This is a genomic window from Mesorhizobium sp. B1-1-6 (genome assembly GCF_006443035.1).
Classification (GTDB): domain Bacteria; phylum Pseudomonadota; class Alphaproteobacteria; order Rhizobiales; family Rhizobiaceae; genus Mesorhizobium.
This window is the reverse complement of record NZ_VFWR01000006.1, coordinates 103,204-128,013: the sequence shown is the minus strand read 5'-3', so window position 1 is coordinate 128,013 and position 24,810 is coordinate 103,204. Positions and strand designations below refer to the sequence as shown.

The window sequence follows — 24,810 nt, the reverse complement described above, 5'->3', positions numbered from 1 at the left end:
TTGCCTGCCGTTGTTTGATCCGCAGGCCGCGCAGGCGGCCTGCGGCTTTCGTGGCCCGCGCGATGCCGGCTTGCCGGTTACTTCTTGATGATGCCCAGAGTCGAATAGACCGCACGAAGCTCATCCCGATCCTTGGCGTTGGCCTCGGTGGCTGCTTTCGAGTCCTTGTAGTCGACGCGCCAGTAGGCCTTCTCGGCGGCTTGCTTCCACGCGGCGCTCTCGCTCATAGACTTCAACGTCTTGTCCCAGAAGGCGATCTGCTCGGTCGACAGTCCGCCTGGGGCTATGACGCCGCGCGTCGGGCTGTAGGACAGGGCCACTCCGAGTTCCTTGAGCGTGGGCACGTCGGCGAGTTCGCCGCCGAGCCGGCCTTCGCCTGACACCGCCACGCACTTCAGTTCACCCGATTTCTGATAGCCCGCGAAAGTCTCGCCGCCGGAGATCGAGAAGTCGATGTTGTTGCCCAGAAGCGCCACGGTCGACTCCGAGGCACCGCCGAACACGGCGGTATTGATCTTGCTGACATCTGCGCCGAGTTCCTGCGCCAGGCGCACGAGAAGGACGTGATTCTGGTTGCCGATGGCTGTGGAGGCGACGGGACTCGTGCTCGGTGTCGGCGGTGTGGCGTTTATCGTCGAAGGCAGGATTGCCGGCGGCCATGACAGTCCCTTCGGCATCGCCTTGACCGTCGGCGCTCTTGTCTCACTGGTTGGCGGCACGATCCTGTTTAAGCGGTTCGCGCCAAACGGCGGATTGTGGATCGGCAACGGTGTACAGAACCTCACCGGCGGCCTTGCCCTCGCGCCGTTCGCCTTCGGCATGGAAAGTGTCGCAGACGTGATGCCGGGCTGGCACTCGCCGCAGCGCTCGCCTATCTCGCCCTCCTTGTCTCGGTAGTTGGTTACCTGCTGTGGTTCCATCTACTGAAGACGTCGGGGGCGACAGCCGCGAGCGCCTATTATTTCCTGATGCCGCCGCTCGGCATGCTGTTCGGCTGGTTTCTGCTTGGCGAGCAGGTGGCGCCAACCGATCTTGCCGGCATTATTCCGGTAGCGCTCGGCATCTATCTCGTCACCCGCCCGGAGGGTTTACCCATCCTCCAACAGTAGAACGTATCGACTTCATAAACGGCTTCCTGAAAGACGAGAAGTTGGACGATCTCGACATGTTCCAGGAGGCGCTTTCAAAGCTCGGCCTCCCGCGCCTTCGGTAGTCGTGTCAACGCCGGTGAAGAAGCGCTCGGTTCCGTTCCCCTGCAGATCGACCTTTTCCGTGTTGCCGATCAGACGGTCGTCGCCGACCTGCTGAGCAAGCCAGACGCCATAGGACTGAGGATCGACGCCAGCCAGCCGTTTCAACTGCAAGCCAGTGATGAAGGGAGGCCCACGTTTTCTCATTTGAATCATTCAGCAACACTTACGATTGTCTCACGCTGGCCGTATATCAGCGACCGCATAGGCGCGTCGTTGGATTCTAGAAATCGCCCAGACATTGCGCGTGCTGCCCCGCTCACGCCAACCCGACTTTGAAGTTCTCCAAAACTTGAGCCAACCCAAGCGCGCCCAGGAGCGTCGTCACGCGGGTCGGCCGCAGTTTTCCTACTGCCCGATCGTAGACCGCGAGATTGGTCGCGCCGTTGAGGCGGGATGGATAGATGACCCCGTCAGGCTGAGCCGGGTGCTCATGAAACGCCACCGACCACCGGCGCGCCAAATTCTGCCGCTGTGCCCGAACGACATCGGTCGGCACCCCCATCCTGACGGCATTGTGAGGTCGACCAGGCGAAGCTCCGCCGTGGTCGCAACTTCCGCATAGCGCCGTTGGGTCAGCTCCATCTCGTCGATCGGAAGGTCGTCTACAAGTCCCTCGCGTCGGTCGCGAAGCACGGCCTCGAGGAAGCATACCTTCAACGGGTCGCCAAGGTAGAAGACACCAAAGCGATTTGCGTCGACGCGGTGCGCGGATCGCTGAAACGGCTTGGCGACTTTCCGTACCCGAGGGGATCGGGATATGTACCCCAGTAGATCCGCCCAAATGTGCGGCCCTGCTGTATGGTCTCGATTTCAAGCTCTGCTCGCTCGAAATCGGGTGGAGGTGGAGCGCCAGGCATTCAGTCGAAGTCGCCTCTGGCCATACCTTCCGCGGCGGCCAGCACCAAGGCATCGTCACCTTGCTGAAGAGCGCGAAGACCTGTTCGTCCATCGAGCGCGCCGTGACGCGAAACCAAAAACCGGTAGACCGCCAAGGCGCTGTTGCCCAATGCCGCGTGGAGCGCGGGCAATGCGCCGAACGGCCGTCCGTCCTGGTCGAGTTGCCAGCCAGGAAAGCGAAAGCCGCGCTTGGCGCCGTCGATCCCCAGGACCTGGCCGCTCTGCCGCTTTGCATTGACCGTCACCCGCGACGTGCCGAGCAGCCTGGCAAAGGCATCTGCGCTCAGCATGTCCTCGCCGGCGACAATCTCGGCGACACGCTTGCGGCCGCGCACGCGCGCCGCCGCAAGGGCCGCCTCAAGTTCGGCATCCGGCTTAGCTGTATCCTCGACGGGAAACGCATCGTCCAAAGCGACAGGTTGTTCCTCGACCGGCGATATCGTCTGTGCGCCGGCAGTTGGATCGACGTCAACCCGGAATGAAACGCGATGGCCGATCTTGCGACTGCGCGCGACGGCTTCCTGGTAGCGTTCGAGCAGCACCTTCTTGAAATCCGCCTGTGCCGGCAGTTTCGTCGTGAAGCTCATTGTGGCTACTCCCGCATGGGACGCGGTTTTGCCACGATTGGTTCGTTTTGAAGCGGCCATGGTGACAACCTCCTTCTTGCTGTCACCAATTTGGTTACAAGACGCAAGTTCGTCAAGTTCGATAACTTCGTAAAGTAGCCGGAGCCGTTACACAGGACCGATCAACGGCCCCGAGGGAGTGTCACTCCTCCAAGCGCAGTGTCGCATCGGGGAGCAGCTCGAGGACCTTGGCCAGCTCTGACTTCGGTACGTAGAACGGCATCCGTTTGGCCCCGTAATGATGCGCAGATGGTAGCGATGCATGCCGCCGACGATGACTATTTCTCCCTCGTGCTCTGCGATGACAGGCGGAGACACGCGCAGCCCGTGAACCCAGCGATACCCGATCTCGATGCTCTTAGATTTATACTGTACGTGCCAAGGGTCTTTGTCCCTGGTCGCCTGGTAGGTCAGCTTGGGATGGATGTCCGCCATATCAGCCTCGATAAGCGCGAAGTTGCTGGCGGGACGGTCGTCGGGGTCGTTGCCGTCATAGGCTAGATAGATCCTGGCGGGATCGCAATCCCATCCCGGCACGAGAGCCTTCGGGATGTTCTTACGCCCCTTGCCCCATTTCTGCGCTTTCCGCTCTATCTCCGCCTGGGTGACTTCGAATCCCTCGTCGAGCTTTCCTTCCATCACGGCCATTGCCGTCAGGTTGTTCAGCCCGCGGCCAATCAGCCGATTGAGTTCAGCGGCGTCTTTGGCGGTGAATGTCACGCTTTCCCCATCAACCTTGAACGACTTCTGCGCCACGCTGGACTGCAGGATGGAAAACCGTACAGTCGAGTGGATTCAACCATAAATGATTCGGTCCATGTCGCAGTATCCGCGGCTCGAATACAGCATGGATGACGTGCGGGCAGCCGGGAAAAGCCTGGCTGGTCCAGTGTACTTCACTCCACAAAACAATGCTGAAGCCATCGGGATATTCTCGGTAGCGAACTCTTGGCGTGACTCCCACATCTACCCCATGCGCAGCATCCGCGCTTCAGTGCGGATTGCCATGCGGCAGACCTCCATCCGCGGAGACATGGCCGCACGGCCAAAGCGGATGTCGTCCATCAGGCGTAAGCTCGCCGATACGACGATCCGGCTCGACCAGATGCAGGATCTCGGCGGATGCCGGGCGATCCTGAACGACATCGATGGGGTAAACCGGCTCGTCGAACGCGTCCGCGAGCGCTCCCCGCACGTCATTCGCAAGGAATGGGACTACATCCAGAAACCCAAGGGCGATGGCTACCGCAGCCACCATCTCTCCATGGAATTCACGCCCGCAAGAAAGGAGGACGAGTCCTTTGCCGGTCGGCGCATAGAACTGCAGGTTAGGACGCGCCGTCAGCACTCGTGGGCGACCGCCATCGAGGCCGTCAGTCTCTACCGCAATCAGGACCTGAAGCATCATAAGGGAGACGGCGACTGGCTTCGTCTGTTCGAGCTGGCTTCCGCCGAGTTCGCCCAAGTGGAGCGAAGCCCGCTTCCGACCGGGGTTCCGGATCGGGCAGAGCGCATCAAGGAGCTGAAGGACCTCAATGCACGGCTCGGCGCCGTGAGCACGCTCGAGAACATCAAGGCGGCCACCCATTTCGCCGAGAATTTTACCCATGACCGCGGCCGCTACTACCTCCTGCGGTACAGGCCGGATCACACAGTCAAGATCGAGACGTACATGGGGACCTTCTCCGCAACGGGCGCCCTCGAGATCGCCGAAAGGGCGATCGAGGCCGGGGAAAGCCAGGAGAAGGTCGTCCTCGTCGAGGTGGACAAGATCGACAAGCTGGTCTCCACTTACCCGAACTATTTCGGCGACGTCAGCCTGTTCATCCGCAACCTGCAGCTCGCCTGCAGTGGAAAGTCAGGCATCGAATACACCGTCGCGCCGCAGGAGGTGGTCAGGCCGAGGGAAGTGCAGCAGCCTGACTACGGCGCCTGCGCAGGCGCTACACGCGTTGGATCGAACCGCGACGCTGATCGCTTTTTGGGGGGCGTGGACGATGCTCAGAATATTGGTCGACACGTGCGTGTGGCTCGATCTCGCCAAGGACTACAGACAGCAGTCCTTGATCCTTGCAGCGAAGGAGCTGTTCGACGGGCGACAGATAGACTTCTTCGTGCCGGACGTGGTCAAAGCGGAGTTCGCTCGCAACAAGGCCCGTGTCGCCGAGGACGCGCGTCGCAGCCTGCAAGCCCATTTCCGCTTGGTCCGCGAAGCGGTCGACCGCTTCGCTGAGGACGACTACAAGAAGGAGACACTGCACTCCCTGAACGAGGTCGACCAGCGCATTGCCATGAAGGGCGAGGCCGTCAACGACTCCATCGAATGGATAGAAGGGCTGCTGACGCACGGACTGAGCAAGGCGACCACCAAAGCTATCAAGCAACGGGTCACGGAACGCGCGATCGCCGGGCTGGCGCCGTACCACCGTTCCAAGAACTCGGTCGGCGACGCGATCCTCATTGAGACCTACGCCGACTTGGCGAGGACTGCCACGGCGAAGGGGCAGCGCGTCGCGTTCGTATCCCACAATACCCGCGACTTCAGCGACCCGAACGGCGACCAGCGCAACCCCCATCCAGACATCGCCTCGCTCTTCGACGGGCCTCACTCGACTTACTGGACGTCGCTGAGCGACGTCCTGAAGTCTGAGCACGCTGACTATCTCGAGTTCGTAGACGAAGAGCTATCGTGGACGGATGAGCCGCGGCGGTTATCGGAAATCCTTGAGGCCGCGCGCTTGCTGGAGCGCCAGGTCTGGTACAACCGCCACTGGAACCTGCGTGTCCAAGTGGAGCGCGGAGACACGAAGGTGGTCACGAAGTCGGAATGGGAAACCGCCGAACCCCATAGCCGTAACAGCCGGGTCATTGTTGACAGCATCTGGAAAGGCGCACTGGAAGCCGCCCGGAAAACAGAGGAGGAGGTCGGCCTGGATCACCTTGGCCCGTGGACCGACTTCGAGTGGGGAATGGTCAACGGCAAGCTGTCAGCGCTCCGATGGGTCATGGGCGATGACTGGGACATGCTAGACACCTAGCGCGTCGGGCCAGAATCGGAGGGGTAAGCATGCAGGAATTCGAAGCCGCACTGATGGACCATTACGTCGCGTTCAACCTAGCCGTCGCCGTGGCCAGCATCATAGTGTCCGGCTACCTCGCACAGCGCATGCGGCCAGGGGTCCTGCTCGGGACGCTGGGCTTCGTCCTGGCGACAGCCCTCGCTCTCTTCGTAGCGGCGGCTGCTACATGGCTGGCGGCGGCGTTCATAACTCCGGGGCTGGCCCCAAGCTCGTCGGCGGTACCGCTCGGCGCGCTCGCATGGTCGTTCGAGACGGGTGTTGAGTTAGCCATGCTTGGCATCTCCGCGGGGATGCTCGCTTACCTCGTCCTCAGACTGAGACGGCCGGCTAGACGGGCGCATTCCTGATGACGAACATGGTCAGGATTAGCTGGAAGGTCATCGTCCCCGCAACAACGCTCATCCTCGCGGCAGGGCTGTCCTCGATACACGCGGCCGCGCAGTCGACAGGCGGAACGCCCGGCGGCGCTTCCGTTTCCGTGCTGACGGGCTGGCCGCTTGCCATCATGACCGCCGTGGCGACGACCATCGGCACCATTGCGGTTGCCTATTTCAACCATCGGCTGACCGTTGGCAGGGACTCCCATGAGGAGCGCGCCAGGCACGCCACCTATGTGGCGACTAGGGTCGTCTGCACGCTGGATCCGTTCGTGCTGCACTGCGTGGACGTGATCCATGACCAGGGCGAGTACGTCGACGGCGAACTGACCCCGCAGGTCGACGCCCCTGGACTGGAATTCCCGGCCGACCTCGACTGGAAAACCATGGACGCGGCCTTGATGTACCGGACCCTGTCCTTGCCCAACGAGATCGCTGCCGCCGACAGCACGATCTCCGCCTTCGCCGAGCACTCGGGGCCGCCGAACTGGGACGAAGTCTGGGAGGAAAGGCGCTACCAGTACGGCCGCGTCGGCCTCTACGCCCTCGACCTCGCCGCCGACCTGCGGCGACACTATGGGCTGGCGCAGCCCGACTACAGCCGCTGGAATCCCCGCGACACACTCGATATCGCCTACACGGCGGAGGATGCCAGGCGCATGAAAGTGAGCGAGGGCATCAAGGACATGATCAAGAAAGCCGACAAGTAAAAGGTGGAGAAAAAAGAAGACTGACGGCCGCGACGGCCATAATGCATCTCGCATCATTAACGGAGGCAAGAGGCGTCATCAGATCCCCGCCGCTGGCGGCGGTTAGTCGGTCGCCACCTCATGGCGCTCAAATCACCACGCCCGCCCCTGCCGGTCATCTCGCGCAGGCCGACTCTGCCGATGAGATTGAGCGCTCGCTGTTTCGAGACTTTCGAGCGCCTCTGCCCTGAACTGCCCTGTCCGAAAAACGCCCATACATTCGAGCACGCAACTGCTGGCGGTTGCTACACGCCGGACAGTCATCCTCGATCTCTGGATCGGCGTTTCAATAGTTGGACGAAAACCCCGGCATGATGTCGCCCGCCAGCAGCTTTTCCTTCGACAGCAGCCCTGCGTCTTCGAGCGCCTCGAAATCCGGCAGCTGGCGCAGCGTGTCGAGCCCGAACTGCGACAGGAAAGTTTTCGTCGTCACATAGGTATAGGGCGCGCCCGGCTGCGGGCTGCGCGGCCCTGAGGCGATCAGCTCTTGCCCGCGCAGCACGCCGATCAGGTCGCGCGACACCTCCTTGCCGAAGAAGGAAGACAGCTCGCCACGGGTAATCGGCTGAAAATAGGCGATGCACATCAGCACCAGCGCCTCCGCCTGCGACAACTCTTTTGTGCCCTGCCCCGCCGCTGTGCCGAACGCGGCATGGATGACGTCGCCAAAAGCCTTTTTGGTCCGGTACTGCCAGCCGCCGGCGACCGCCACCAACTCATAGGGGCGGCCGACGAGTTCGGCGCGGATGTCGTCGATGATCAGGTCAATGTTGCAGCTTCTGCCCACCACCCGCGCCAGCACCTCGCGTGTCACCGGTTCGCTGGCGGCAAAAATCACCGCTTCGACGCGGCCCATCCACTCGCGCCAGCGCAGCTCGGCGGGCAGATGCTCGAGCTCCGTGTCCAGCAGCATTCGCTGGACGTCCCTCTTGTCTGTCGGGCCTTCGGCTCTCGCGGTCCCAGCCATCGCTACAGGCCAAAAATCCGGAAGGTGGTGCGGCCGGAGAGCTCGCGCACGGCCTCGAGTTGCTGCAGCCGTTCGAACAGGCGTCGCGCCGCAAAACGCGACAGGGTTTTGGTCGTCAGCGAGCCAGAAACAGCATCGTTGTCGAGCAGTCTTTGGATGACATCGCCGGCCCCCTTTGCTCTGAGCTTCGGCGCAAAGGTGATGAGCCGTTCCGCCCGACGGCCAATCTCGGCGGCCAGCCGGCACGCTTCGACGGCGCCCTGAACCAGCGCGACGCAGACCGCGCGCTCAAAGCTCTTCTCCCCGGGTCGGATACGCTTGCCGCCGGCCTCACCGCGAAAGGCCGGGCCGAAGGCCTGGGCCATCAGCAGCGGCAGCGGGAGCGGCCAGCGCAGGCTTTGCGCCAGCACCAGGTCGGCCAGCCACCAGGCAAAAAGCTCGGCATCGGGGCGGATCGTTACGACGCGGGCGGCGATCGCCGCCGCGGCGAACGGCGCCGGCCGTCCCGAGCGCGCCAGGTCTTCGACGTGTTCACAAAGCGCCGCAAGGGCCTCGACATCCGAATGGAGGCCAAGCTGGTCGAGTATCTTGCCAAGCCGGTCAGGGGTAGCGACGGGCGGCTGCGCGGAAAACTGCCGCCAGGCGCCAAAAATGGTGCCGGCGGGTCCAGGGTCGGACCCGGCCTGGCGCAGATACCAGGCGTCGCGCAAGGCGGCCGCGTCCTCGGCGCGGCCGGCCAGCCGCATGCTGGCGGCGGCGCAGTTGAGCGCCAGCCGCTGCCGCCAAACGCCGGCCCAGGCGGGCTGTCCGCGGGCAAGCGTGTCGAGCGCGCCCAGGGCGGCGCCGGCCGCGAAGGCGGCGTCAGCGTCGCTGGAGGCGCCGTCGGCGGCGAGCGCCCAGACCGGGATGGTCGGCGGCAACGTTGGCTTGGCGGTGGCCGGATCAAGGCGAATCATGAAAGTGAGGGTAAAGCGCCCGTGCGCTTTGCGCCATGGCTTTCGCACCAAAACGCACAGCCTGTCGGAGCGGCACAATGAATGATAATGTTGCATTATCGATCGTTAGTGGACTACAAGGACAAATGGCCGTTTTCGTCGAGCAGAAGCCCAAAATTCACGCCCAGCGACCCTCCGGACCATCACACAGCGCGACGCTCTTTCCTGGAAAGGCTAACGATAGCGCTGGTGCATCCCACTGACGCTTTTACGCCTGCGGGCGCAAACCTGGCGCTGCCCGGTAGAAGATCACCCGCACCGACGGAACAAGCTGGCTGAGGTAATCGAAATCGCCAACATTGCCGGTCAGGACCGTCGCCCCGAGCAGACCGGCCTGGTGAAACATCAGCGCGTCGTTGAGGAAGCGGCGCTCATGCCCCTCCCCTTTCGGCAGATGACTCAGCCGGAACAACAGACCGGCAAGCATGCCGGCGCCTCCCCAGGGCGGTGGCGTCGGGTGCATGCAACCGGTGCGCCGGAATATCCTCGATCGTGTCCGCAACCGCTTTCAGGACCGACTTTGTCGTCGGGTACGCCGGATCGAGCCGGCCGAACACATGGCTGAGCTCGGCAAGGCAGACGGCCGAGTGGTGACAGAGCCGATAGGTCAGAAGGTTATCGACCGTTTCGGGCGTGCGTCCCTGCAGGACATCCAGATAGACGCTGGTGTCGAGGAGCAATACGCCGCCGACAGGCGACTGGTCACCTGCCCAGGACAGGGCGGAATCCGGTCGCCGTTCCAGCCCAGCGCTGCGCCGCTGTGGTTTTAGGGACCGCAGTGCGCCGCCTAGATCAAATGCCAAGATCGATGTCCGCGGAGATGCTGCCCTTGCGGCCGACGAGCCGGGCGCCGAAATCATCCTCGAGCGCCAGCCGCGACAACGCGAGCTCAAGCAGTTCGGTGTCTGAGCTCACATGGGCGCGCTTCTTTGCCGCCTCGATCAATTCCGACGACACCCTGCCGGAAAGGCGGGTGTTCTTGGCCGCGCCAAGCAGGCCGACCGCCCTCGCCTGCTCAAGCACCAGACGGTTGCGGGTGTGGGCGATCCGCTCCTCGCTTGCGGCTGTCGCTGCGCCACGTATGGTCATCTTGGGATCTCCATCTGTTGAACGGAATATGAAGGATGTTGAACATGAAAACAAGGAGAGACCGCCCTTGAGAGGCCATCCCTGGATCGGACAGGCCCGTTGCGCTCCCGCTGATGCGATACCAAGACCGGAGCGGACACAATTCCCTCAGCTATTCCGTCACACAGCTCGCGGTGGACAATTCCGGACTTTGGCCGCACCTTCGCTCGCAAGAATCGCATTGCTGCGACATTAGAATGGACGAGGCTGGATGGGCAAAGCCCGTAATTTGATGGTGTCCACCGACGCAATCGACGCCGATGACCTGCCGGACATTGTCGACGTCGTCATGGAGATGGGGCGGTCGGATGAAGGCCCCTCCCCTCCCCCGTCGGTCCTTGACCCGCGACAGACATCGTTGCCTACGCATCTCGAAAAGCTCGCCGACCGTGCGCGCGATTATGTCGAGGCAGCAAGTTCGGCGAACACCCGTCGCGCCTACGCAGCCGACTGGAAGCATTTTTGCGCCTGGTGCCGGCGCCAGTCTTTTGATCCATCGCGGCCGGACCCGCAGACCGTCGGCCTCTATATCACCGCGCAGGCTTCGGGCACTGGAAGGGACAAAAAGGCGGTAGCGACGATCGAGCGCCGCCTGTCATCCCTGACCTGGAACTACACGCAGCGCGGCCAGCCGCTGGACCGCAAGGATCGGCACATCGCCACCGTGATGGCCGGCATCCGCAACAAGCACGCCGCCCCGCCCCGGCAGAAGGAGGCGATCCTTCCCGAGGATCTGACCGCTATGCTAGAAACACTCGACCGCGGAACCTTGCGCGGCCTGCGCGACCGCGCCATGCTGCTCTTGGGTTTCGCCGGCGGCCTGCGGCGCTCCGAGATCGTGGCTTTGGACGTCGGCCGCGACCAGACTGAGGACGGCCGCGGCTGGATCCAGATCCTCGACAAGGGCATGCTGGTTTCGCTTCGCGGCAAGACCGGCTGGCGGGAGGTTGAAGTCGGGCGCGGGTCGTCCGATGCCACCTGCCCGGTTGTCGCGGTGCAGACCTGGCTCAAGCTCGCCCGTATCGCGCACGGTCCCCTCTTCAGGCGCGTCACCGGGCAGGGCAAGGCGGTCGGCGCCGATCGGCTCAACGATCAGGAGGTCGCGCGCCTGGTCAAGCGCACTGCGCTGGCGGCCGGCGTGCGCGGCGATCTGTCGGAAGGTGAACGAGCAAAGCTCTTTGCCGGACATTCGCTACGCGCTGGCCTCGCCTCCTCGGCCGAAGTCGATGAGCGCTATGTGCAAAAGCAGCTCGGCCATGCCTCGGCTGAAATGACTCGCCGCTATCAGCGCCGACGCGATCGCTTCCGTGTCAACCTCACAAAGGCGAGCGGACTATAGGCCGGGCTCGCCCCTCCCCTGCCCTTCGGATGCGGAAAAGTGCGTTATCTCCAGGACAGCTGGTCCTTCGGCAACCGGCCGCTTGGGTCGAATACGGCTACCTTGTGCGGCAGACCCGGACCCCAGTCCCAAAGGACCAGGTTACGATCCTCCTTCTCGGCGCTCGGCGCGAAACTTGGGACCACAATCCCGGCAATATTCCGAGGCCGCAGCCTGTCGTAGACGGACCGGGACGCCGGGCGCTCTCCGTCGCTAAGCGCCGTCGCCCAGGCGCAGGCCATGTCCTCGAGCGCGATAGAAAATTCTCCCCTCGCCTCGTCCGTTGTCAAATCCACGATGTCATCGCAGTCGATCTCATAGGAACACAGCACGCAAGGATCGATCCGGTGCGCGAACCCCTGGTTGGCTTCCTTGACCGCTGTCATGATGGTCAGCGCCAAATAGAGCGCCGGCACGCCTTTGGGATTAAATCGCGCACCTCTGATCGCCGCCCCTTCGCCGGAAGTCGGCTTGAATGCCCAACGTGGATCGTGTGCCCGGTAGCAGGTTCCAACGAACCTCAAGCGAAACCACCGACGGCCATGTGATCGAGATAATCACGGACCGCTGCGGCCTTGCCATCCTTCACCAGCGCCTCAGCGGTGCGTCCGCCAAATGCTGGAAGCGGCTGAGCCCGATACCAAGCCATCGCCTGCTCCTTGCCACCCGCCCAATCCGTCACGCGACTGATGATCTCGAGCATTTCCCGCAGACGCCCCTGTGTCTTTACCGCAGCGCTGCGCTCTGAGCGATAAAGGGTCTCGCGCGCAAGACCGGCGGTCTGGGCCAACTGGCCCTTGGACATGCCAAAACCGTCCGCGACCTGCTCGATCGCAATCTTCCCGTTCCGGTCCATATAGGACAAGATGAGAGGTCCATTCTTCTCGAGGATCTTGAATGCAGGGGCCACAGAATTCGTCCTACCATATTGAGAGTCATATTTCTTGTGCAAAATATATGGCAGTTCTCGGCAGCTTTCAAGCCCGGGCTGCTGCCACCGCCCGAGTACGGACGCGGATCGAGCCGACCGTGCGCGCGAGCATGTCGAGGTAGCGAGTTCGGCAAACACCCGTCCCGCCTATGCCGCCGGCTGGAGCATTTTTGAGCCCGGTGGCTTCAGGATTGTAACGCCCCTCCCCTGCCCTGATCAGGAGCCAAACAGCCGCGGCCCAGTAAAAAACGGCATAAGCTGGGTTGATCAGAATGTTGCCCGGTCGTGCGATGACATGCAGGGGGCAAGGTCTCACACGACAAAGTCGGCTAAGCATCTACAGGCAGAGCGGTCGTTTGGTCGAGCGCCCGCACAAATTGTGGTGCTCATCATCATCCGGTCATTCTTGCTGTTGCCCCATTGGCCTTCAGGGCTGCCATGAGCATCGGTCCGACCGAAAACTCTCCCGCCCTCGCCTTGTCGGTCAGCACACGCAGGTAGCCGCCGGCCGAATTGATGTGCTGCGCCCTTTGCAGGATGCACGCAATCACGATCGCGGCAACCTCCTGGCCCATCACATGGCAGGCCTCCTCATAAGCTGAGGGCGAAACGCCAAGGTATCCCCGCACCTGGGCGGCAGTCATCATCAAATCGCGCCAGTTTCCGATCCCGTTAACCGCATAGTCCGCAATTTCGGGACAAGCGCGCAGCACCAGTCCAATTGGGTAGCCTTTCGGCTTCTCAGCCGGAGGAGATGCTGGCTCGGCCGCCGCCCTGCTTTTTTCGAAAGCTGGTTCAAATACAAAAGTAGAGTCTGTGTTTGAATCAGATTGCTGCCGCTCATTATGGGATTCATTGGCGCTAGGATTCGTGGAATTCATAAAGCTTTCCAACATCCTATCCACTTCATCGTGGAGCTCGGCGAGATCTGCAACGATGCTCTCCAGATCGGACAGGCCGGCCCTGCGCGGTATTGCCTCCACGATAGCCCTAAACCGTCTCCAGACCGCCCCCCAATCGCCCGCGGCGCCCTCCTCGATCGCGGCCTCGACAAGCTTTTGAATATCGCGTCGATGGAGCGTGATCCGTTCGCGCATCAACTTGAGCGCCAGAGCGTCGGACCGGACCTGCTCCGCCGCTCGCTGGAATTCCGCTGCCCGTGTCAGCAGCGGCGCCAGCGAGAACCCAAATGCCTCCGCAATATTCCCGCCATGCCCCTTGCGAGCAAACCTTTTGCCGTTCGGACTGTCGCGGCGGACAATCAGCCCGCAACTCACCAGCTCGGCCAGATTCCTCCGAAGCGTGGACTCGGCCATGCCGTGCGCGCGCAGCGACAACTGTGCGTTCGACGGAAAAACCATCAAGCCGTTTTCTTCACTGACCTGGTCATCCGGGTAGAAGGACAACAGCCCGTTCAGCACTGCCAGGGCGCGGTCACCCACGCCGATGATGGACTTACCTTCACATAGCCAACGGTAGACTTGCCATTTTTCGACAGCAGATCCTTGCGGGATCTCCCGTGATGCCGCATTCGCCTGCACCAGCGCAAGCGTCATCGGCCGCCGCCCAAAGGGCGTCGTCGCGTACCCACTCTCCATTTCCCTCACCTTTCAATCAGGCAAAAGAAATCTGCTCGCCGAAACGGCGCCACGACTCTTGACAGTGATTCGGGGAAATGCGATTCTCAGCTTGCTACAGACGTGAGAAGGGCTTCCGCGACGGTGACGTTCGGGGGCCTTTTTCTTTTGCGGTCTTAGTCTCCTGTTTTCTTCGCCATTTCCGACTCCCGAAATGCCTCGAAAAGCTCATCGAGTTTGCCGGCAATGAATGTACCGAAGGGCAATGCTTCCTTGGACTTAAAGGCAAGCGTAAACACTTTTCCCGTGTCGGTGATCTTGGCCTGAACGGATTTGTCCTGGGGCATCCACGCCCGCTCCTTGGGCTTCGCTGCTGCGCGTGGGCGCTTTTCTAAGGCGCTCACAAGGTCGAACAGACGGGCAAAACGGGCCTCACTGCCTTGCTGCGCGAAATCGGCGCGGCTCACGCACTCCATGGCCTTCGCCGCCGCACCAGGATGTTCCATAAGCTTGGCAAGCTGCCACCAGCGGTCTCGGCCAACGCCTTTGGCAGCCCCTACCGCCAAAATGACCTGTTCTGGAATGGTGCTGGTCACGGAGCGCATCTTCGAGAAGGTCGTATCGTCGAGCGCGAGGGCCGACTTCACCGTATCAGGCGAATGGCCCCGCTTGAGGATGCGGTCGGCAAAAAGCGTCCGTTCGATGAAGGACAGATCAGCTCTGGCGGCGTTCTCCTGGCCTTGGGCGATGACATGGTCCCTATCGTCCATCTTCTTGACGACGGCGCGCACAGGCCGTTCCAGCTGCCGGGCAACCCTGACGCGCCTGTGGCCAAAGACAGTTTGAAAACGTCCCGAAATGTCAGGGTGGGGCCTGACCAGCACAGGAGAATCCTGGCCACGTTCCCGAATTGCAACCAGCAGCTCCTGAAACGCTTCATCGTCATCGTCGATACGGTCCGACACGAATGAGGTGTCGACCAAATCCGGATCGAGATCGACGACTGAGCCCTTCGAGAGCTCCTGGAACGACTGTATGATCGACCGTGATGCACCACGAACGGCGTAGCTCGAGACGTCCTGGGCATCGGCGACTGCCGATGCGGGACCCATGACACTTCCGAAAATGTCCTTGCGTGCCATTCAATCGCTCCGATTCGCGGCTAATGGACTGAATTCACGGCAAAAATTGCCACTATTTACTGCCGTAAACCGCGTCGTCATGTCCGTCCCCAGGCGCGGTGAATAAGTGTCGTGATCTCCGAATTCACCGCGTCGAGCGATTCAATCGCCCGGTCATAGGTTGAGCGGGTAAAAGACGACTTCTCCACCTCATAGAGCGTCTGTTTCGTCAGGCCCGCATCCGAGATCGCTGTCGATTTGAGCATGGGATTTTCGAGGATCTGGCCAGCAAGCATGGACTGCATGAAGCCGACCATCTGGGCTTGCGGAATGTCTGTCGGTTCGTACCGCGTGATCAGATAGCGGAACCAATCGAGTTCGATCGCCGCGCCAGCGGCTTTGATGGTCTTCAAGATGCCGCCGAGCATCAAAAGGAACTGGCTCATCGACATCAGGTCGAGCATTTGGGGATGAACGGTGATCAGAACGGACGTCGCCGCCGACATGGCCGTTAGAGTCAGATAGCCAAGTTGCGGAGGACAGTCGACGACGACCACGTCATAGCGGTCGTCCACCTCGGACAAGGCGTTTGCAATCCTGACGAAGAACTGCCGCCCGGCAGCGGAGGATTTGTCCTGCATAGCGAGCGGCGTGTCATACTCGTACTCTTGCAGCTCGAGATTGGCCGGAATGATATCCAGGCCAGGAAAATTCGTCGGCACGATCACATCGGAGATCGGCCGGCGCTCGTCATCGTAACGGATCGCCTCATAGAGCGAGAGGTTGCGGTCGAGTTCCGGTTGAAATCCATGCAGAGCAGACAGCGAGGCTTGCGGGTCGAGATCGATCGCGAGGACCCGGTGACCTGTCAGAGCCAAGTGCTGGGCAAGGTGGGCGGCAGTCGTTGTCTTGCCGCTGCCCCCTTTGAAATTGACGACCGCAACGACCTGGAGCTTGTCGCCGGGTTTGCGGTGCGGGACATACTTCTTGACCTCGGTCCTGCCATGCTGGTCCAGAAAATGGCGAAGTTCGAGTATCTGCGCGGCCGTGTAGGAGCGGCGCCCGGAAGGCATCTGTTCCGGCAAAGGACCCTTGCGCTCAAGGTGTAGCCGCTTCAGATTGTTTTGCGACACACCGAGATAGTGGGCGACTTCTGCCATCGAAAATGAACGCAGCGTCTTGGTCGCGTTGGGTGGAAATTTCTCCATGCGCAACTGATTGAGGCGTCGCGATATCTCAGCACCCTGCTCGAGGATTTTGTCATCGAACTCGAAGCGTGGTAGCCGCATGGCGATATTCATTCTTGTCGAAACCTGAATTGGCGCTTTTTGCGAAGAAACTATTCAACAAGCGCCATTAAGCTCCGATTCGGACAGCCCGGCAAGAAGTTTTGGGTTAACAGAAGGTTAACGCCACCAGCAGGCGTCTTACTGCCGAATAGCGAGATCGTCGCCATAGCGGCTGCTTGTCGTCTGAACCCAGGACTCTGCCGCTGCGTGGCTAAATGCATGTTTTCTCTGCGACAAGGGCAAGTTTTTACCGCAGTAAAGATCGCGCCAGTCAAAGGTCGAGGGTGGCACAAGCGGACCGGTGCCTGGCAGGGCGGTTCCAACCCGCCCAGCGCTGACGGACGCCATCCGCCAAGCGCTGCTCAAACCGCACAGGGGCGCTGCAATTTTTGATCCTCATTGGCGCGCCCGATTGCGATCGATCCACGGGAATCCAGTTTTACATGTCGTAAAGGGCTCTGTCGGAAATCGAGCCACTGAGATCATTGGGCAGCTCACATTGCAGCGATCCTGGTAGGGCAGGGCGGCTGCCCTTGCGACTTCAGCGATGCCGGTCGAGTCTGCCTGCCATTGCCGACCGCAAACCCGGATGGCGACGCAGGCGCAAGGGCGCCGTGACAAGCAACTTCAAGAGGCCGCAATCGTCGATCGCGGCGCGACCGGTGTTGCGTTGAGAGAAGGAGTTGAACGGCTGCGTTGAGCAGCCTGCACTCTAGACGTGCCGATATGAATGGCTCTCGAATTGGCAGAGGATAGCGAGGTGGGGTTGCCCCGCCGGTGGAGCACTCTGCGTCTGCCTGCCGAGACTGCGCTGGATCGGTACGAGAAGCCAAGTCAGGGCTGGACCACGGATCGGGCACCGCCGCCCGCCTTGCAAACATGCCTCGGCGTTTTCGAATGCGCGCACGACCAATTGAAACGGCCCATGCCACAGCTGTACGTCAGAGGAGCCAAGTTTCTGAAGGCCTCGTGAAGTCGCACGATTAGGACAATGGGTTCGCAGGTCCGTTCTGAAGAATGGCTGCTCTTGCTGGGTCCGCGGAATTATCACCGACCTCAGATAGAGATGTTCGGAGATATTCGTTGACATCGTTTGCCCCCTGACGGAACTATCACGCATCTGAGATGCGAGATAATTCCTTGCTTCATCTGGCCGGAAAGACAATAAATCCCAAGCGTGCCCATCTGCGCTCGCAAGCAGGCGAATTGGTTCAGCTCGTTCGCGGTATCTATGTCGATGCTGCCGATGACATCGAGACCACGATCCTGAACCATGCCGTTCGGATCGCACGTTATCTCTATCCAACGGCGTATCTGTCATCGGCAAGTGCGATTCTGCTCGGACCTACGCCGGACGGGCGGCTTTTTATCAGCGGGCGACGCAACCAGCGCACCCGCCTACGCACCCTCGAGATTATTCAAAATGAGGCGCCAGCCCACCCGTCGACGATGGGCGTTGTTGTTGGAGATGACATGGGGGAGTTGCGCACCGATGCTTCGTCCCCACGACAGGGGTTTTTGGAAGCGTTCCGGCTGCGCGGCGAGCATGCGAGTGCGATACCCGGGCAGATGCGGGCACAACTTGCTGTGCGTCTCATCGGTGAGTTTGGATCGCCGCAAGCAGCCGCGGACGCGGTTTGGGCGCTCGCCCGTGAGAACAGCTGGTGTCGGGAAGGGCAGGGGGCAGAACGCTATCTTTCGGCGCGGGCCGACGCCGGCAAATCGCCGGCAACAAGTCCGCATTGGAGTTTCTCGTTGCCTGGCACGGGATCTCGCTTGGACAGCTGATCCATGACGGTTTCGAGAGGCGGTGGAAGCCTGCTCACCGAACAGGCGGCACGCTGCTCATTCGCGAGACGATCCCAGGCAACTTGCCACCGTTCATCGTGTCGCTCTTGCCGGAGGAGTGGCTCGCCCACATTGCGTCAGCGCGATGGAGCGCGACGTCCTCAGAAAGCGCTGAATGTCCAAAAAACTGAAGGACCGTGCGGAGCTTGCCGATCTTCGTCGAGACACCGCAGGGCGAGCTTCTGGCCTTCTTGAAGGCCGGCCTGTTCACCGGTTCCTATGCAGGCCGGCGAGGAGGTCTCGCTGGGTCAGTAGCGGCCGTGAAGTGCCGCCAAGAGGAGTTCAGCGTTTCGGCCGGTTGACCTCGATTTATCATGAAGGCGCCGGATCTGCTCCTAGGCTCCAGCGCGTGCTGAACGCGCGCCAGAAGCGGCTCTCAATGGCGGCAAAGTGCCAGGCGAACAGTCGATCTCAGCGTAGCGGCTGCACTCTGCCTTTTAGCGCAGTGCCTGCTCCAGATAGTCGCTGAAGGCGCGGGCTTTCTGCGAAGGGCGTCGCCCGGCGGGGAACACGACAAAGGCGGTCACCGGCTCGAGGCTGTAGTCAGGAAGGATTTCAACCAGAGCTCCCGAGACAAGCTCGTCCGCGCACATCCACCTCGATGCGATCGCAATACCGAGGCCGGCGCTCGCACAAGCGATAGCACCTGCGGCAGAGCGGGTTCGCACGCGCGGGCTGACGGGCTGAACCTCGGTAACGCCTTCGCGATGGGCGGTCCAATTCTGATCGCCCGTATCACTGGGACCGCCAATGAGATGGTGCTGACTAAGCTCGGCGAGTTTTGTCGGTGTGCCGCGTCGTGCGAGATAGGTAGACGCGGCCACGAACAAACGGCGGCTAGCGGCAAGTTTACGCGCCACGAAACTGGAGTCCGGCTGGTTGCCCAGGCGGAGCGCCATGTCTGCGCCTTCTGCGACGAGATTCTCGTAGCGGTCGGACATCATGAGATCGACCTTGAGCAAAGGATGCCGCTCCAAGAAACCATGCAGCAGCGGTACGATCTGCCGCACCCCATAAGTCGCCGGCAGAGCCACCCGCAATATCCCCGACAACTGATCCGCCCCACGCGCTGCGCTCTCCGCCTCTTCGATCCCAGCAAGTGCCTCGCGCGCCCGGGAAAGCAGCGCCTCGCCGGCATCAGTTAGCGAAAGTTCGCGGGTCGTACGCGTGAGTAGCTTGACGCCCAGCCGTTCTTCCAGCGCCGCGACCGTCCGCGAGACGGAGGGTTGCGACAATCCGAACTCTCGGGCCACTTTCGAGAAGCTGCCGGTTTCCACCGTGCGAACGAACATCGCGAGTTGCTGGAGCCGATCATTCATACGGAATACGTATACATTATATGAGATCGGCAGCGCTACTCGCCGATTTGCGCATGATTTAACTCCTGAGCAACACGCCACTCAACGGCGGTTCACAAAGCTGAAAGGAGTAAGACCATGGACAATCTCAGGGGCAAAGTAGCAATAGTGACCGGCGCATCGAAGGGCATAGGCGCGGAAATCGCCCGGCAGTTCGCCGAGGCGGGCGCGGCCGTTGTCGTCAACTACGCGTCGAACAAGAGCGATGCCGACAAGGTGGTGGGCGAGATCCTGGGCGGCCACGGCAAGGCCGTTGCGATCCAGGCGGACGTAAGCAAGAGCGCCGACGTTAAGCGGCTGTTCGCCGAAACGAAGACCGCGTTCGGAAGGCCCAGTATCCTCGTCAACAATGCGGGCGTGTACCGCTTCGCCCCTTTGGAGGAGGTGACGGAAGCAGAATTCCATCGCCAGTTCGACACCAACGTGCTGAGCATCCTCCTAACGACGCAGGAAGCCGTAAACGCCTTTGGCCCTGCCGGCGGCAGCGTAATCAATCTTAGTACGATTTCGAGCACCAATCCTGTGCCGAATTCGGTCATCTATTCCGCCTCGAAGAGCGCGGTGGATACAATCACCAAGGCGCTCGCCAACGAGCTCGTGGGCCGCAATATCCGCGTCAACGCGATCGCACCCGGCATGACCGAGACCGAGGGTCTGGCGGTGGCAGGCATCGAAGGTGAGACTGCCAGAAATATCGGAGCAACCTTGCCGATGGGCCGACTGGGACGGCCCGATGACATTGCGCGCGTCGCAATCTTCCTCGCTTCGGACCAATCCGCCTGGCTGACAGGCGAACGCATCACGGCCTCCGGCGGCCAGCGTTAGGCGGCCGGCCTTTCTTCGACGGCACTGCGGGAGCGTCTTGGAGTCGGCCTCCCTCATATCCTTCATCCAGAACTGACGGAGAGAACTCATGTCTGAGCCCGAACAATATGACGTGGTGATCCTCGGCAGCGGCCAAGGCGGCAAGCTGCTCGCATGGCACCTGGCCCGCGCGGGAAAGAAGGTTGCGGTCGTGGAACGCCGATGGATCGGCGGCTCCTGTCCAGCCGTCGCTTGCCTGCCGAGTAAGAATGAACTCTGGAGCGCGCGGGTCGCACACCTCACCCGTCACGCCGCGGAGTTCGGAACGGTCATCGGACCCGCTGTGACCGACATGGCGCAGGTCCGCCGCCGCAAGCAGGACATGATCGACCGGGAGGTCGCCTTCCATCTCAACGCCTACGAAACCAGCGGCGCGGAGCTAATCATGGGGAGCGGCCGTTTTGTGGCGCCAAAGACGCTCGAAGTGGCTTTGAACGGCGGCGGCACGCGACTGCTCGTTGGTGATAAAGTCGCAATCAATGTCGGCACGCATGCGGCCATTCCGAGCATTCCCGGCCTTGAGGCGGCACGACCGCTTACACACATCGAAGCCCTGGAGCTCGATGTCTTGCCACCGCATCTGATCGTGCTCGGCGGCGGCTATGTCGGCCTTGAGCTGGCGCAGGCCTACCGCCGTTTCGGCAGCCGCGTGACCGTAATAGAAGCCGGTCCTCAACTCGTCGGCCGCGAAGATCCTGACGTCGCCGATGAGATGCGTCGGCTTCTTGCTGGCGAAGGTATCGAGTTCCTTATAGGGGCGGAGCCTCTCAATGTGCATGGCCGCTCTGGCGAAGGCATCAGCGTGGCCGTGCGCACCTCATCAGGCGAGCCGACGTTGGAGGGCAGCCATCTCCTTGTTGCGGCGGGGCGCGTGCCGAACACTGCCGGAATTGGTCTCGAAAAACTTGGCGTCGAAATCGACGGACGCGGCTACATTCGGGTCAACGAGCGGCTGGAGACGAGCGCGCCTGATGTTCTGGCGCTAGGCGAATGCGCCGGCAGCCCGCAGTTCACGCATGTCTCCGTCGACGACTTCCGCATCGTCAGGGACAATCTGGCAGGCGGCAACCGCAGCACGCGCGATCGGCTGGTGCCCTACACGATGTTCACCGACCCGCCGCTTGCCCGTGTCGGGCTAAGCGAAGGCGAAACACAACGCCAGGGTGTCAGCGTGCGCGTCGCAAAGTTGCCGATGAGCAGCGTCTTGCGCACCGAAGCAACTGAGGAAACCCAAGGGTTCATGAAGGCTGTCGTGGGCGGGGATGATGACCGTATCCTAGGGTTCACGATGATCGGTTCCGAAGCCGGCGAGGTCTTGGCTGCCATCCAGACTGCCATGCTGGCGAAGCTGCCGTACCCGAAGCTTCGCGATGCCGTCATCACGCACCTGACGATCGCAGAGGGACTAGGAGCTCTCTTCTCCAACGTGCCGCCTAGGTCGAATCAATAGCGATGAAAACATCACAGGCAGGTCCAGTTGATATGACGGGATCTGTCTGCGTCTGACCTGCACATTAAAAATTGACGCTCGAGCGACGCAGCCAACGGTCTGCATCGGATCGGTCCCGACTATGCAACCGGGCACCTCAACGTTCTCCCCGGACTGATCTGTATTTCGAAGCTGCGGGTTCGTTCTCCGGTGCGGTCCTTGAACGGTTCTGTAATCAGAAGCAGCCCGGCCACGAGACTTTTCCTGCAAAGAAACGTCGGAGGGCCATAGCGACAACAACGCAGAGGGAAAGATCGCCTATCGTAACGGCCGAGGTACCGTTGCAAGCATCTGGATCTTGGATGTGAGGCGGTCGATATCTCTTCGACCTGATTTCGAGAAGGCTACCGCGCGGGGTTCTCTGGATCGCCAATGTGCGTATGCTATGCGTGGACTATCGAACAATAACGAATTGTTTTTCGTGAGGGAGCTGAGAGGCGCCACAGGGTGTTCCCACCGGGAGGTAACAAGGTCGAAGATGCGGCGCAATGATGATTTTCCGGAATGGATTTCCGTAACTGATGCAGCGCCGCATCCACAGATGAACGAAAAAGGTGGGCTTTCTGCCCGCAATGCCCGGGGTGCAGGAATTCCTGAGCGCGAACTTCTCGCGCAAATTAGCGCTTGCCGATATGGCCGCGGTTTGCGGGCTTTCATCCTCTCATTTTGTGCGGGCTTTCTCCAGGACAGTCGGGGCGCCGCCGCATCACTACGTTCTCAATCTGCGGCTCGACTTGGCGGAGAGACTGCTTGCCGACAAGCGCATGGCCATTGCGGAGATCGCCCATGTGAGCGGGGTTCTCTAGCCAAAGCCACTTTACGACCGTCATGAAGAAATGCCGGCATCTAACGCCGGCGCAGGCGCGGGTGGGCAAGGTTATACGCGAAGCTTAGGCTGCATGCTGGAAGGCGGCTGGGCGCGAGGAGATGGAGGACGGCGTGGCGAGCGTTAACATAAGCGTCGGGCCATTGCACGTCGCTCGATGCGTGACTGGATGCGGGCTTCCGCTGGCTGGCTGAAATTTGGTTGGCCTTTACCGCCGCAAGGCGCGCCGCAAGCTTGGCAGGGGCGCAGGAAGAACCAACCCATTGGGATCTCCAGAGCTTCAGCTTCGGCGGAGGCAAAGGGTCGACGTGGTGCGCGGCTCGACGCACCGTACAGGGCCAGCAGCGGCATGCGGCGAAGCGCAGGCCAGTCTCCCTGGTTCGATCCCGGAAGTCCATCTAGATCGATTGAGACAAGCGGAACCTAATTCCATAACCTGGTATCTACCAGCCCTGCCGACCATACCAGTCATCGACATCTCGGCGTACGCGATCCTTCTCGATGCCGTAGCGTTCCTGGATCAGGCCCTCGAGCTGATCGCGTTTGCCGCCAATGCGGTCGATATCATCATCAGTGAGCTTGCCCCACTGTTCCTTGACTTTACCTTTGACCTGCTTCCAATTTCCTTCGACGCGGTTCCAATCCATCGTGGCTTCTCCTTCGAATCACACATCGGAAGAACGGACATATCGCCCTCGAGTTCCGCTATAATCGGGAGAGGCGGGCTGGGAAGATGGTGGCGCACGTTGGTTTGATCGGCGCGATGATCATTGCGGAAGTTTCTAAGCGCTCCCATCCGTTTCGCTATCCTCATCGATTTGGCGCACCGGCAGGTAGGCGTTGGTTTCCAGCCACTCGCGCAACACAATCTGAATGAGATCTGACCGGCCGATCTTCATCTCTCCGGCGATCGAGTTCAGCGCGTCTTCTGTTGCCGGCTCCAGGGGAACGCCAGCGACGTTTCGCAGCATCAAGGCGGCGCGGCGAAGGATAACTTGAAGATCCGGCCGCGGCATGTCCGCGATGCGGTCGGCGGCACGCTCAAGCTCTTCGGCAATGGATGCGCGGGTCATGGCTCCATTTTTGCCACACCGGCGGTGGCCTGCCCAGTACAAGGGCAGGATTTAGTTCGCGTCAGGCGACTTTGGCCGTGGGTTTGGCAGGAGGTTTCTTCCGAGGGACCGGCTTCCGCCCCAGACCCGACGCCTTTGCCAAAGCGGACCGCTGTTCCGCATAGTTCGGCGCCACCATCGGGTAGTCGGCTGGCAATTTTCACTTGGCACGGTATTCATCGGCCGTCATGCCAAGGTAACGAAGGTGGCGTTTCAGCGATTTGAACTTCTTGCCGTCGTCAAGACAGATGATGAAGTCCGCAGTAACCGACTTCTTTGGATTGACCGCGGGGACCTGCATCTCAACTGCCGGCGCGGCAGGCTTGCTCAGACCAGGCAGGGAAGCGTGTAGAGACGCAATGAGGTTTGGCAGTTCGCCGGCCGGCACGGGGTTGTTGCTGACATATGCGGCGACAACACCCGCGGTTAGCTCGACAATCTCAGTGACACTATTGGTCCGCTCCGGCAATTATTGGAACTCCTATTGCTTCGGCACCTTCTACTTGGGATTTGCCTCTTCGCAATTCGCGAAAGAGCAAAACGTTCTGCGGTTGTAGATTGGCGCGATCGTATACGACCGCGCTGGCGGGTGTCCCGGTGTGTCATACTCTCAAGATGATGCAAAGCCAGGCGACCAGAAGATCGCGCCAAAGCCTCGAAATTGCGGCCTAATTCGGCTTCACGTCGCGGTGCGGGCAGTCCTGCACTTCAATCGACGTTCAGGGGCCGCATCTCGAACGCTGGCGACGCGGATGTCCGTCGCGCGCTCCACGATGCTGACGGCGGCGAACCGCCGGTCCGCATTTCGCGGCAGGAGCGGCGCAGCCCGGTTGCCGTGCTGTTTCATCATATTCGGTCATCAGCGAAAGTCGCTGACCTGACCTTGGTCGTGTGTGACGCGTATCGACATCATACCGGGTTGGCGTCCGGTCGTCACCGTCGACC

24 protein-coding genes and 5 pseudogenes are annotated in these 24,810 nt (G+C 61.2%); 10 read left to right on the top strand and 19 right to left on the bottom strand.

Annotation, left to right across the window (positions count from 1 at the left end; all coding sequences use genetic code 11):
* Window positions 1–77: 77 nt before the first annotated feature.
* A complete protein-coding gene (locus FJ979_RS13930; protein WP_246678961.1) occupies window positions 78–554 on the bottom strand; it encodes a tripartite tricarboxylate transporter substrate-binding protein in 477 nt (158 codons plus the stop codon).
* A gap of 37 nt (window positions 555–591) precedes the next feature.
* Here FJ979_RS13930 and FJ979_RS13925 point away from each other — a divergent pair.
* Window positions 592–1,109: pseudogene (locus tag FJ979_RS13925) on the top strand (DMT family transporter); the annotation flags it as partial.
* A 12-nt stretch (window positions 1,110–1,121) separates the two neighbouring features.
* Here FJ979_RS13925 and FJ979_RS13920 read toward each other — a convergent pair.
* The 5 genes and pseudogenes from FJ979_RS13920 to FJ979_RS13900 all read right to left on the bottom strand — a co-directional run bounded on the left by FJ979_RS13920 (window position 1,122) and on the right by FJ979_RS13900 (window position 3,532).
* Window positions 1,122–1,406: a multiubiquitin domain-containing protein gene (locus FJ979_RS13920; RefSeq protein ID WP_140581561.1), complete on the bottom strand. Its 285-nt coding sequence runs from the start codon at window positions 1,404–1,406 to the stop codon at window positions 1,122–1,124.
* A gap of 103 nt (window positions 1,407–1,509) precedes the next feature.
* On the bottom strand, window positions 1,510–1,755 hold the full coding sequence (locus FJ979_RS33025; protein WP_246678962.1) for an RES domain-containing protein: 246 nt from the start codon (window positions 1,753–1,755) through the stop codon (window positions 1,510–1,512).
* Window positions 1,704–2,012, bottom strand: a pseudogene (locus FJ979_RS33020) (RES domain-containing protein); the annotation flags it as partial. The pseudogene FJ979_RS33020 and the gene FJ979_RS33025, both read right to left, overlap by 52 nt.
* A gap of 98 nt (window positions 2,013–2,110) precedes the next feature.
* Complete coding sequence (locus FJ979_RS13905) at window positions 2,111–2,737, bottom strand: XRE family transcriptional regulator (RefSeq protein WP_224704905.1); 627 nt, start codon at window positions 2,735–2,737, stop codon at window positions 2,111–2,113.
* A 147-nt stretch (window positions 2,738–2,884) separates the two neighbouring features.
* Window positions 2,885–3,532 carry a hypothetical protein gene (locus FJ979_RS13900; protein WP_140581552.1) on the bottom strand — a complete coding sequence of 216 codons (648 nt, stop codon included), beginning with the start codon at window positions 3,530–3,532 and terminating at the stop codon, window positions 2,885–2,887.
* A 49-nt stretch (window positions 3,533–3,581) separates the two neighbouring features.
* Here FJ979_RS13900 and FJ979_RS33465 point away from each other — a divergent pair.
* From FJ979_RS33465 to FJ979_RS13880, 4 genes and pseudogenes are all read left to right on the top strand, one after another.
* Window positions 3,582–4,109 (top strand): annotated as a pseudogene (locus FJ979_RS33465) (RelA/SpoT domain-containing protein); the annotation flags it as partial.
* 664 nt (window positions 4,110–4,773) lie between these two features.
* On the top strand, window positions 4,774–5,814 hold the full coding sequence (locus FJ979_RS13890) for a PIN domain-containing protein (protein ID WP_140581888.1): 1,041 nt from the start codon (window positions 4,774–4,776) through the stop codon (window positions 5,812–5,814).
* 29 nt (window positions 5,815–5,843) lie between these two features.
* Window positions 5,844–6,203, top strand: a complete 360-nt coding sequence (locus FJ979_RS13885; RefSeq protein WP_140581549.1) for a hypothetical protein — start codon at window positions 5,844–5,846, stop codon at window positions 6,201–6,203.
* Window positions 6,203–6,943, top strand: coding sequence for a hypothetical protein (locus FJ979_RS13880; protein WP_140581547.1), 741 nt, complete (start codon window positions 6,203–6,205; stop codon window positions 6,941–6,943). The genes FJ979_RS13885 and FJ979_RS13880 overlap by 1 nt, the downstream gene beginning before the upstream one ends.
* Window positions 6,944–7,268: 325 nt before the next feature.
* On the opposite strand, the gene FJ979_RS13875 is transcribed toward FJ979_RS13880, so the two are convergent.
* From FJ979_RS13875 to FJ979_RS13860, 4 genes and pseudogenes are all read right to left on the bottom strand, one after another.
* Window positions 7,269–7,895, bottom strand: a complete 627-nt coding sequence (locus FJ979_RS13875) for an SMC-Scp complex subunit ScpB (protein WP_140581544.1) — start codon at window positions 7,893–7,895, stop codon at window positions 7,269–7,271.
* A 56-nt stretch (window positions 7,896–7,951) separates the two neighbouring features.
* Window positions 7,952–8,905: a DUF1403 family protein gene (locus FJ979_RS13870; RefSeq protein WP_140581541.1), complete on the bottom strand. Its 954-nt coding sequence runs from the start codon at window positions 8,903–8,905 to the stop codon at window positions 7,952–7,954.
* A 247-nt stretch (window positions 8,906–9,152) separates the two neighbouring features.
* Window positions 9,153–9,747 (bottom strand): annotated as a pseudogene (locus FJ979_RS13865) (hypothetical protein).
* Window positions 9,737–10,033, bottom strand: coding sequence for a hypothetical protein (locus FJ979_RS13860; RefSeq protein ID WP_140499702.1), 297 nt, complete (start codon window positions 10,031–10,033; stop codon window positions 9,737–9,739). Before FJ979_RS13860 ends, FJ979_RS13865 begins: the two are co-directional and overlap by 11 nt.
* A gap of 250 nt (window positions 10,034–10,283) precedes the next feature.
* On the opposite strand from FJ979_RS13860, the gene FJ979_RS13855 reads away from it, so the two are divergent.
* Window positions 10,284–11,411 carry a site-specific integrase gene (locus tag FJ979_RS13855; protein ID WP_140560112.1) on the top strand — a complete coding sequence of 376 codons (1,128 nt, stop codon included), beginning with the start codon at window positions 10,284–10,286 and terminating at the stop codon, window positions 11,409–11,411.
* Between the two features lie 44 nt (window positions 11,412–11,455).
* On the opposite strand, the gene FJ979_RS13850 is transcribed toward FJ979_RS13855, so the two are convergent.
* The 5 genes from FJ979_RS13850 to repA form a co-directional block, all read right to left on the bottom strand.
* Window positions 11,456–11,974 (bottom strand): RES family NAD+ phosphorylase, encoded by a 519-nt coding sequence (locus FJ979_RS13850; protein WP_140560113.1) that lies wholly within the window; start codon window positions 11,972–11,974, stop codon window positions 11,456–11,458.
* Window positions 11,971–12,306, bottom strand: a complete 336-nt coding sequence (locus FJ979_RS13845) for an MbcA/ParS/Xre antitoxin family protein (RefSeq protein ID WP_181165405.1) — start codon at window positions 12,304–12,306, stop codon at window positions 11,971–11,973. Before FJ979_RS13845 ends, FJ979_RS13850 begins: the two co-directional genes overlap by 4 nt.
* Window positions 12,307–12,773: 467 nt before the next feature.
* Entirely contained in the window at window positions 12,774–13,979 is a 1,206-nt protein-coding gene (gene repC, locus FJ979_RS13840; protein WP_140523080.1) for a plasmid replication protein RepC, read from the bottom strand.
* Between the two features lie 155 nt (window positions 13,980–14,134).
* Complete coding sequence (gene repB / locus FJ979_RS13835; RefSeq protein WP_140499711.1) at window positions 14,135–15,100, bottom strand: plasmid partitioning protein RepB; 966 nt, start codon at window positions 15,098–15,100, stop codon at window positions 14,135–14,137.
* Window positions 15,101–15,177: 77 nt separating this feature from the next.
* The gene (gene repA, locus FJ979_RS13830; RefSeq protein WP_140499712.1) at window positions 15,178–16,380 is read right to left on the bottom strand and encodes a plasmid partitioning protein RepA; all 1,203 of its coding nucleotides are present in this window, start codon (window positions 16,378–16,380) and stop codon (window positions 15,178–15,180) included.
* Between the two features lie 1,128 nt (window positions 16,381–17,508).
* Here repA and FJ979_RS13825 point away from each other — a divergent pair.
* On the top strand, window positions 17,509–18,156 hold the full coding sequence (locus FJ979_RS13825) for a HipA domain-containing protein (RefSeq protein WP_210239514.1): 648 nt from the start codon (window positions 17,509–17,511) through the stop codon (window positions 18,154–18,156).
* Between the two features lie 497 nt (window positions 18,157–18,653).
* Here the strand turns inward: FJ979_RS13825 and FJ979_RS13820 are convergent, their stop codons facing one another.
* Complete coding sequence (locus FJ979_RS13820; protein WP_140499714.1) at window positions 18,654–19,535, bottom strand: LysR family transcriptional regulator; 882 nt, start codon at window positions 19,533–19,535, stop codon at window positions 18,654–18,656.
* A 117-nt stretch (window positions 19,536–19,652) separates the two neighbouring features.
* Between FJ979_RS13820 and FJ979_RS13815 the strand changes: the two genes are divergently transcribed.
* The 3 genes from FJ979_RS13815 (at window position 19,653) to FJ979_RS33010 (ending at window position 22,733) form a co-directional block, all read left to right on the top strand.
* On the top strand, window positions 19,653–20,399 hold the full coding sequence (locus FJ979_RS13815; RefSeq protein WP_140499716.1) for a glucose 1-dehydrogenase: 747 nt from the start codon (window positions 19,653–19,655) through the stop codon (window positions 20,397–20,399).
* 112 nt (window positions 20,400–20,511) lie between these two features.
* Entirely contained in the window at window positions 20,512–21,888 is a 1,377-nt protein-coding gene (locus tag FJ979_RS13810) for an FAD-dependent oxidoreductase (RefSeq protein WP_348640417.1), read from the top strand.
* Window positions 21,889–22,481: 593 nt separating this feature from the next.
* On the top strand, window positions 22,482–22,733 hold the full coding sequence (locus FJ979_RS33010; RefSeq protein WP_224646664.1) for an AraC family transcriptional regulator: 252 nt from the start codon (window positions 22,482–22,484) through the stop codon (window positions 22,731–22,733).
* 463 nt (window positions 22,734–23,196) lie between these two features.
* Here the strand turns inward: FJ979_RS33010 and FJ979_RS13800 are convergent, their stop codons facing one another.
* From FJ979_RS13800 to FJ979_RS13790, 3 genes and pseudogenes are all read right to left on the bottom strand, one after another.
* Complete coding sequence (locus tag FJ979_RS13800) at window positions 23,197–23,400, bottom strand: CsbD family protein (RefSeq protein ID WP_140499719.1); 204 nt, start codon at window positions 23,398–23,400, stop codon at window positions 23,197–23,199.
* Window positions 23,401–23,535: 135 nt separating this feature from the next.
* Window positions 23,536–23,826, bottom strand: coding sequence for a hypothetical protein (locus FJ979_RS13795; protein ID WP_140499721.1), 291 nt, complete (start codon window positions 23,824–23,826; stop codon window positions 23,536–23,538).
* A 61-nt stretch (window positions 23,827–23,887) separates the two neighbouring features.
* Window positions 23,888–24,334 (bottom strand): annotated as a pseudogene (locus FJ979_RS13790) (MucR family transcriptional regulator).
* Window positions 24,335–24,810 lie beyond the last annotated feature (476 nt).

What these genes read in the sequence shown, in the direction of transcription:
- FJ979_RS13920 (WP_140581561.1), bottom strand. Translation starts at nt 1,406, where the DNA reads ATGATTCAAATGAGAAAACGTGGGCCTCCCTTCATCACTGGCTTGCAG.
- FJ979_RS33025 (WP_246678962.1), bottom strand. Translation starts at nt 1,755, where the DNA reads ATGGGGGTGCCGACCGATGTCGTTCGGGCACAGCGGCAGAATTTGGCG.
- FJ979_RS13905 (WP_224704905.1), bottom strand. Translation starts at nt 2,737, where the DNA reads ATGAGCTTCACGACGAAACTGCCGGCACAGGCGGATTTCAAGAAGGTG.
- FJ979_RS13890 (WP_140581888.1), top strand. Translation starts at nt 4,774, where the DNA reads ATGCTCAGAATATTGGTCGACACGTGCGTGTGGCTCGATCTCGCCAAG.
- FJ979_RS13885 (WP_140581549.1), top strand. Translation starts at nt 5,844, where the DNA reads ATGCAGGAATTCGAAGCCGCACTGATGGACCATTACGTCGCGTTCAAC.
- FJ979_RS13880 (WP_140581547.1), top strand. Translation starts at nt 6,203, where the DNA reads ATGACGAACATGGTCAGGATTAGCTGGAAGGTCATCGTCCCCGCAACA.
- FJ979_RS13875 (WP_140581544.1), bottom strand. Translation starts at nt 7,895, where the DNA reads ATGCTGCTGGACACGGAGCTCGAGCATCTGCCCGCCGAGCTGCGCTGG.
- FJ979_RS13870 (WP_140581541.1), bottom strand. Translation starts at nt 8,905, where the DNA reads ATGATTCGCCTTGATCCGGCCACCGCCAAGCCAACGTTGCCGCCGACC.
- FJ979_RS13860 (WP_140499702.1), bottom strand. Translation starts at nt 10,033, where the DNA reads ATGACCATACGTGGCGCAGCGACAGCCGCAAGCGAGGAGCGGATCGCC.
- FJ979_RS13855 (WP_140560112.1), top strand. Translation starts at nt 10,284, where the DNA reads ATGGGCAAAGCCCGTAATTTGATGGTGTCCACCGACGCAATCGACGCC.
- FJ979_RS13845 (WP_181165405.1), bottom strand. Translation starts at nt 12,306, where the DNA reads ATGGACCGGAACGGGAAGATTGCGATCGAGCAGGTCGCGGACGGTTTT.
- repC (WP_140523080.1), bottom strand. Translation starts at nt 13,979, where the DNA reads ATGGAGAGTGGGTACGCGACGACGCCCTTTGGGCGGCGGCCGATGACG.
- repB (WP_140499711.1), bottom strand. Translation starts at nt 15,100, where the DNA reads ATGGCACGCAAGGACATTTTCGGAAGTGTCATGGGTCCCGCATCGGCA.
- repA (WP_140499712.1), bottom strand. Translation starts at nt 16,380, where the DNA reads ATGAATATCGCCATGCGGCTACCACGCTTCGAGTTCGATGACAAAATC.
- FJ979_RS13820 (WP_140499714.1), bottom strand. Translation starts at nt 19,535, where the DNA reads ATGAATGATCGGCTCCAGCAACTCGCGATGTTCGTTCGCACGGTGGAA.
- FJ979_RS13815 (WP_140499716.1), top strand. Translation starts at nt 19,653, where the DNA reads ATGGACAATCTCAGGGGCAAAGTAGCAATAGTGACCGGCGCATCGAAG.
- FJ979_RS13800 (WP_140499719.1), bottom strand. Translation starts at nt 23,400, where the DNA reads ATGGATTGGAACCGCGTCGAAGGAAATTGGAAGCAGGTCAAAGGTAAA.
- FJ979_RS13795 (WP_140499721.1), bottom strand. Translation starts at nt 23,826, where the DNA reads ATGACCCGCGCATCCATTGCCGAAGAGCTTGAGCGTGCCGCCGACCGC.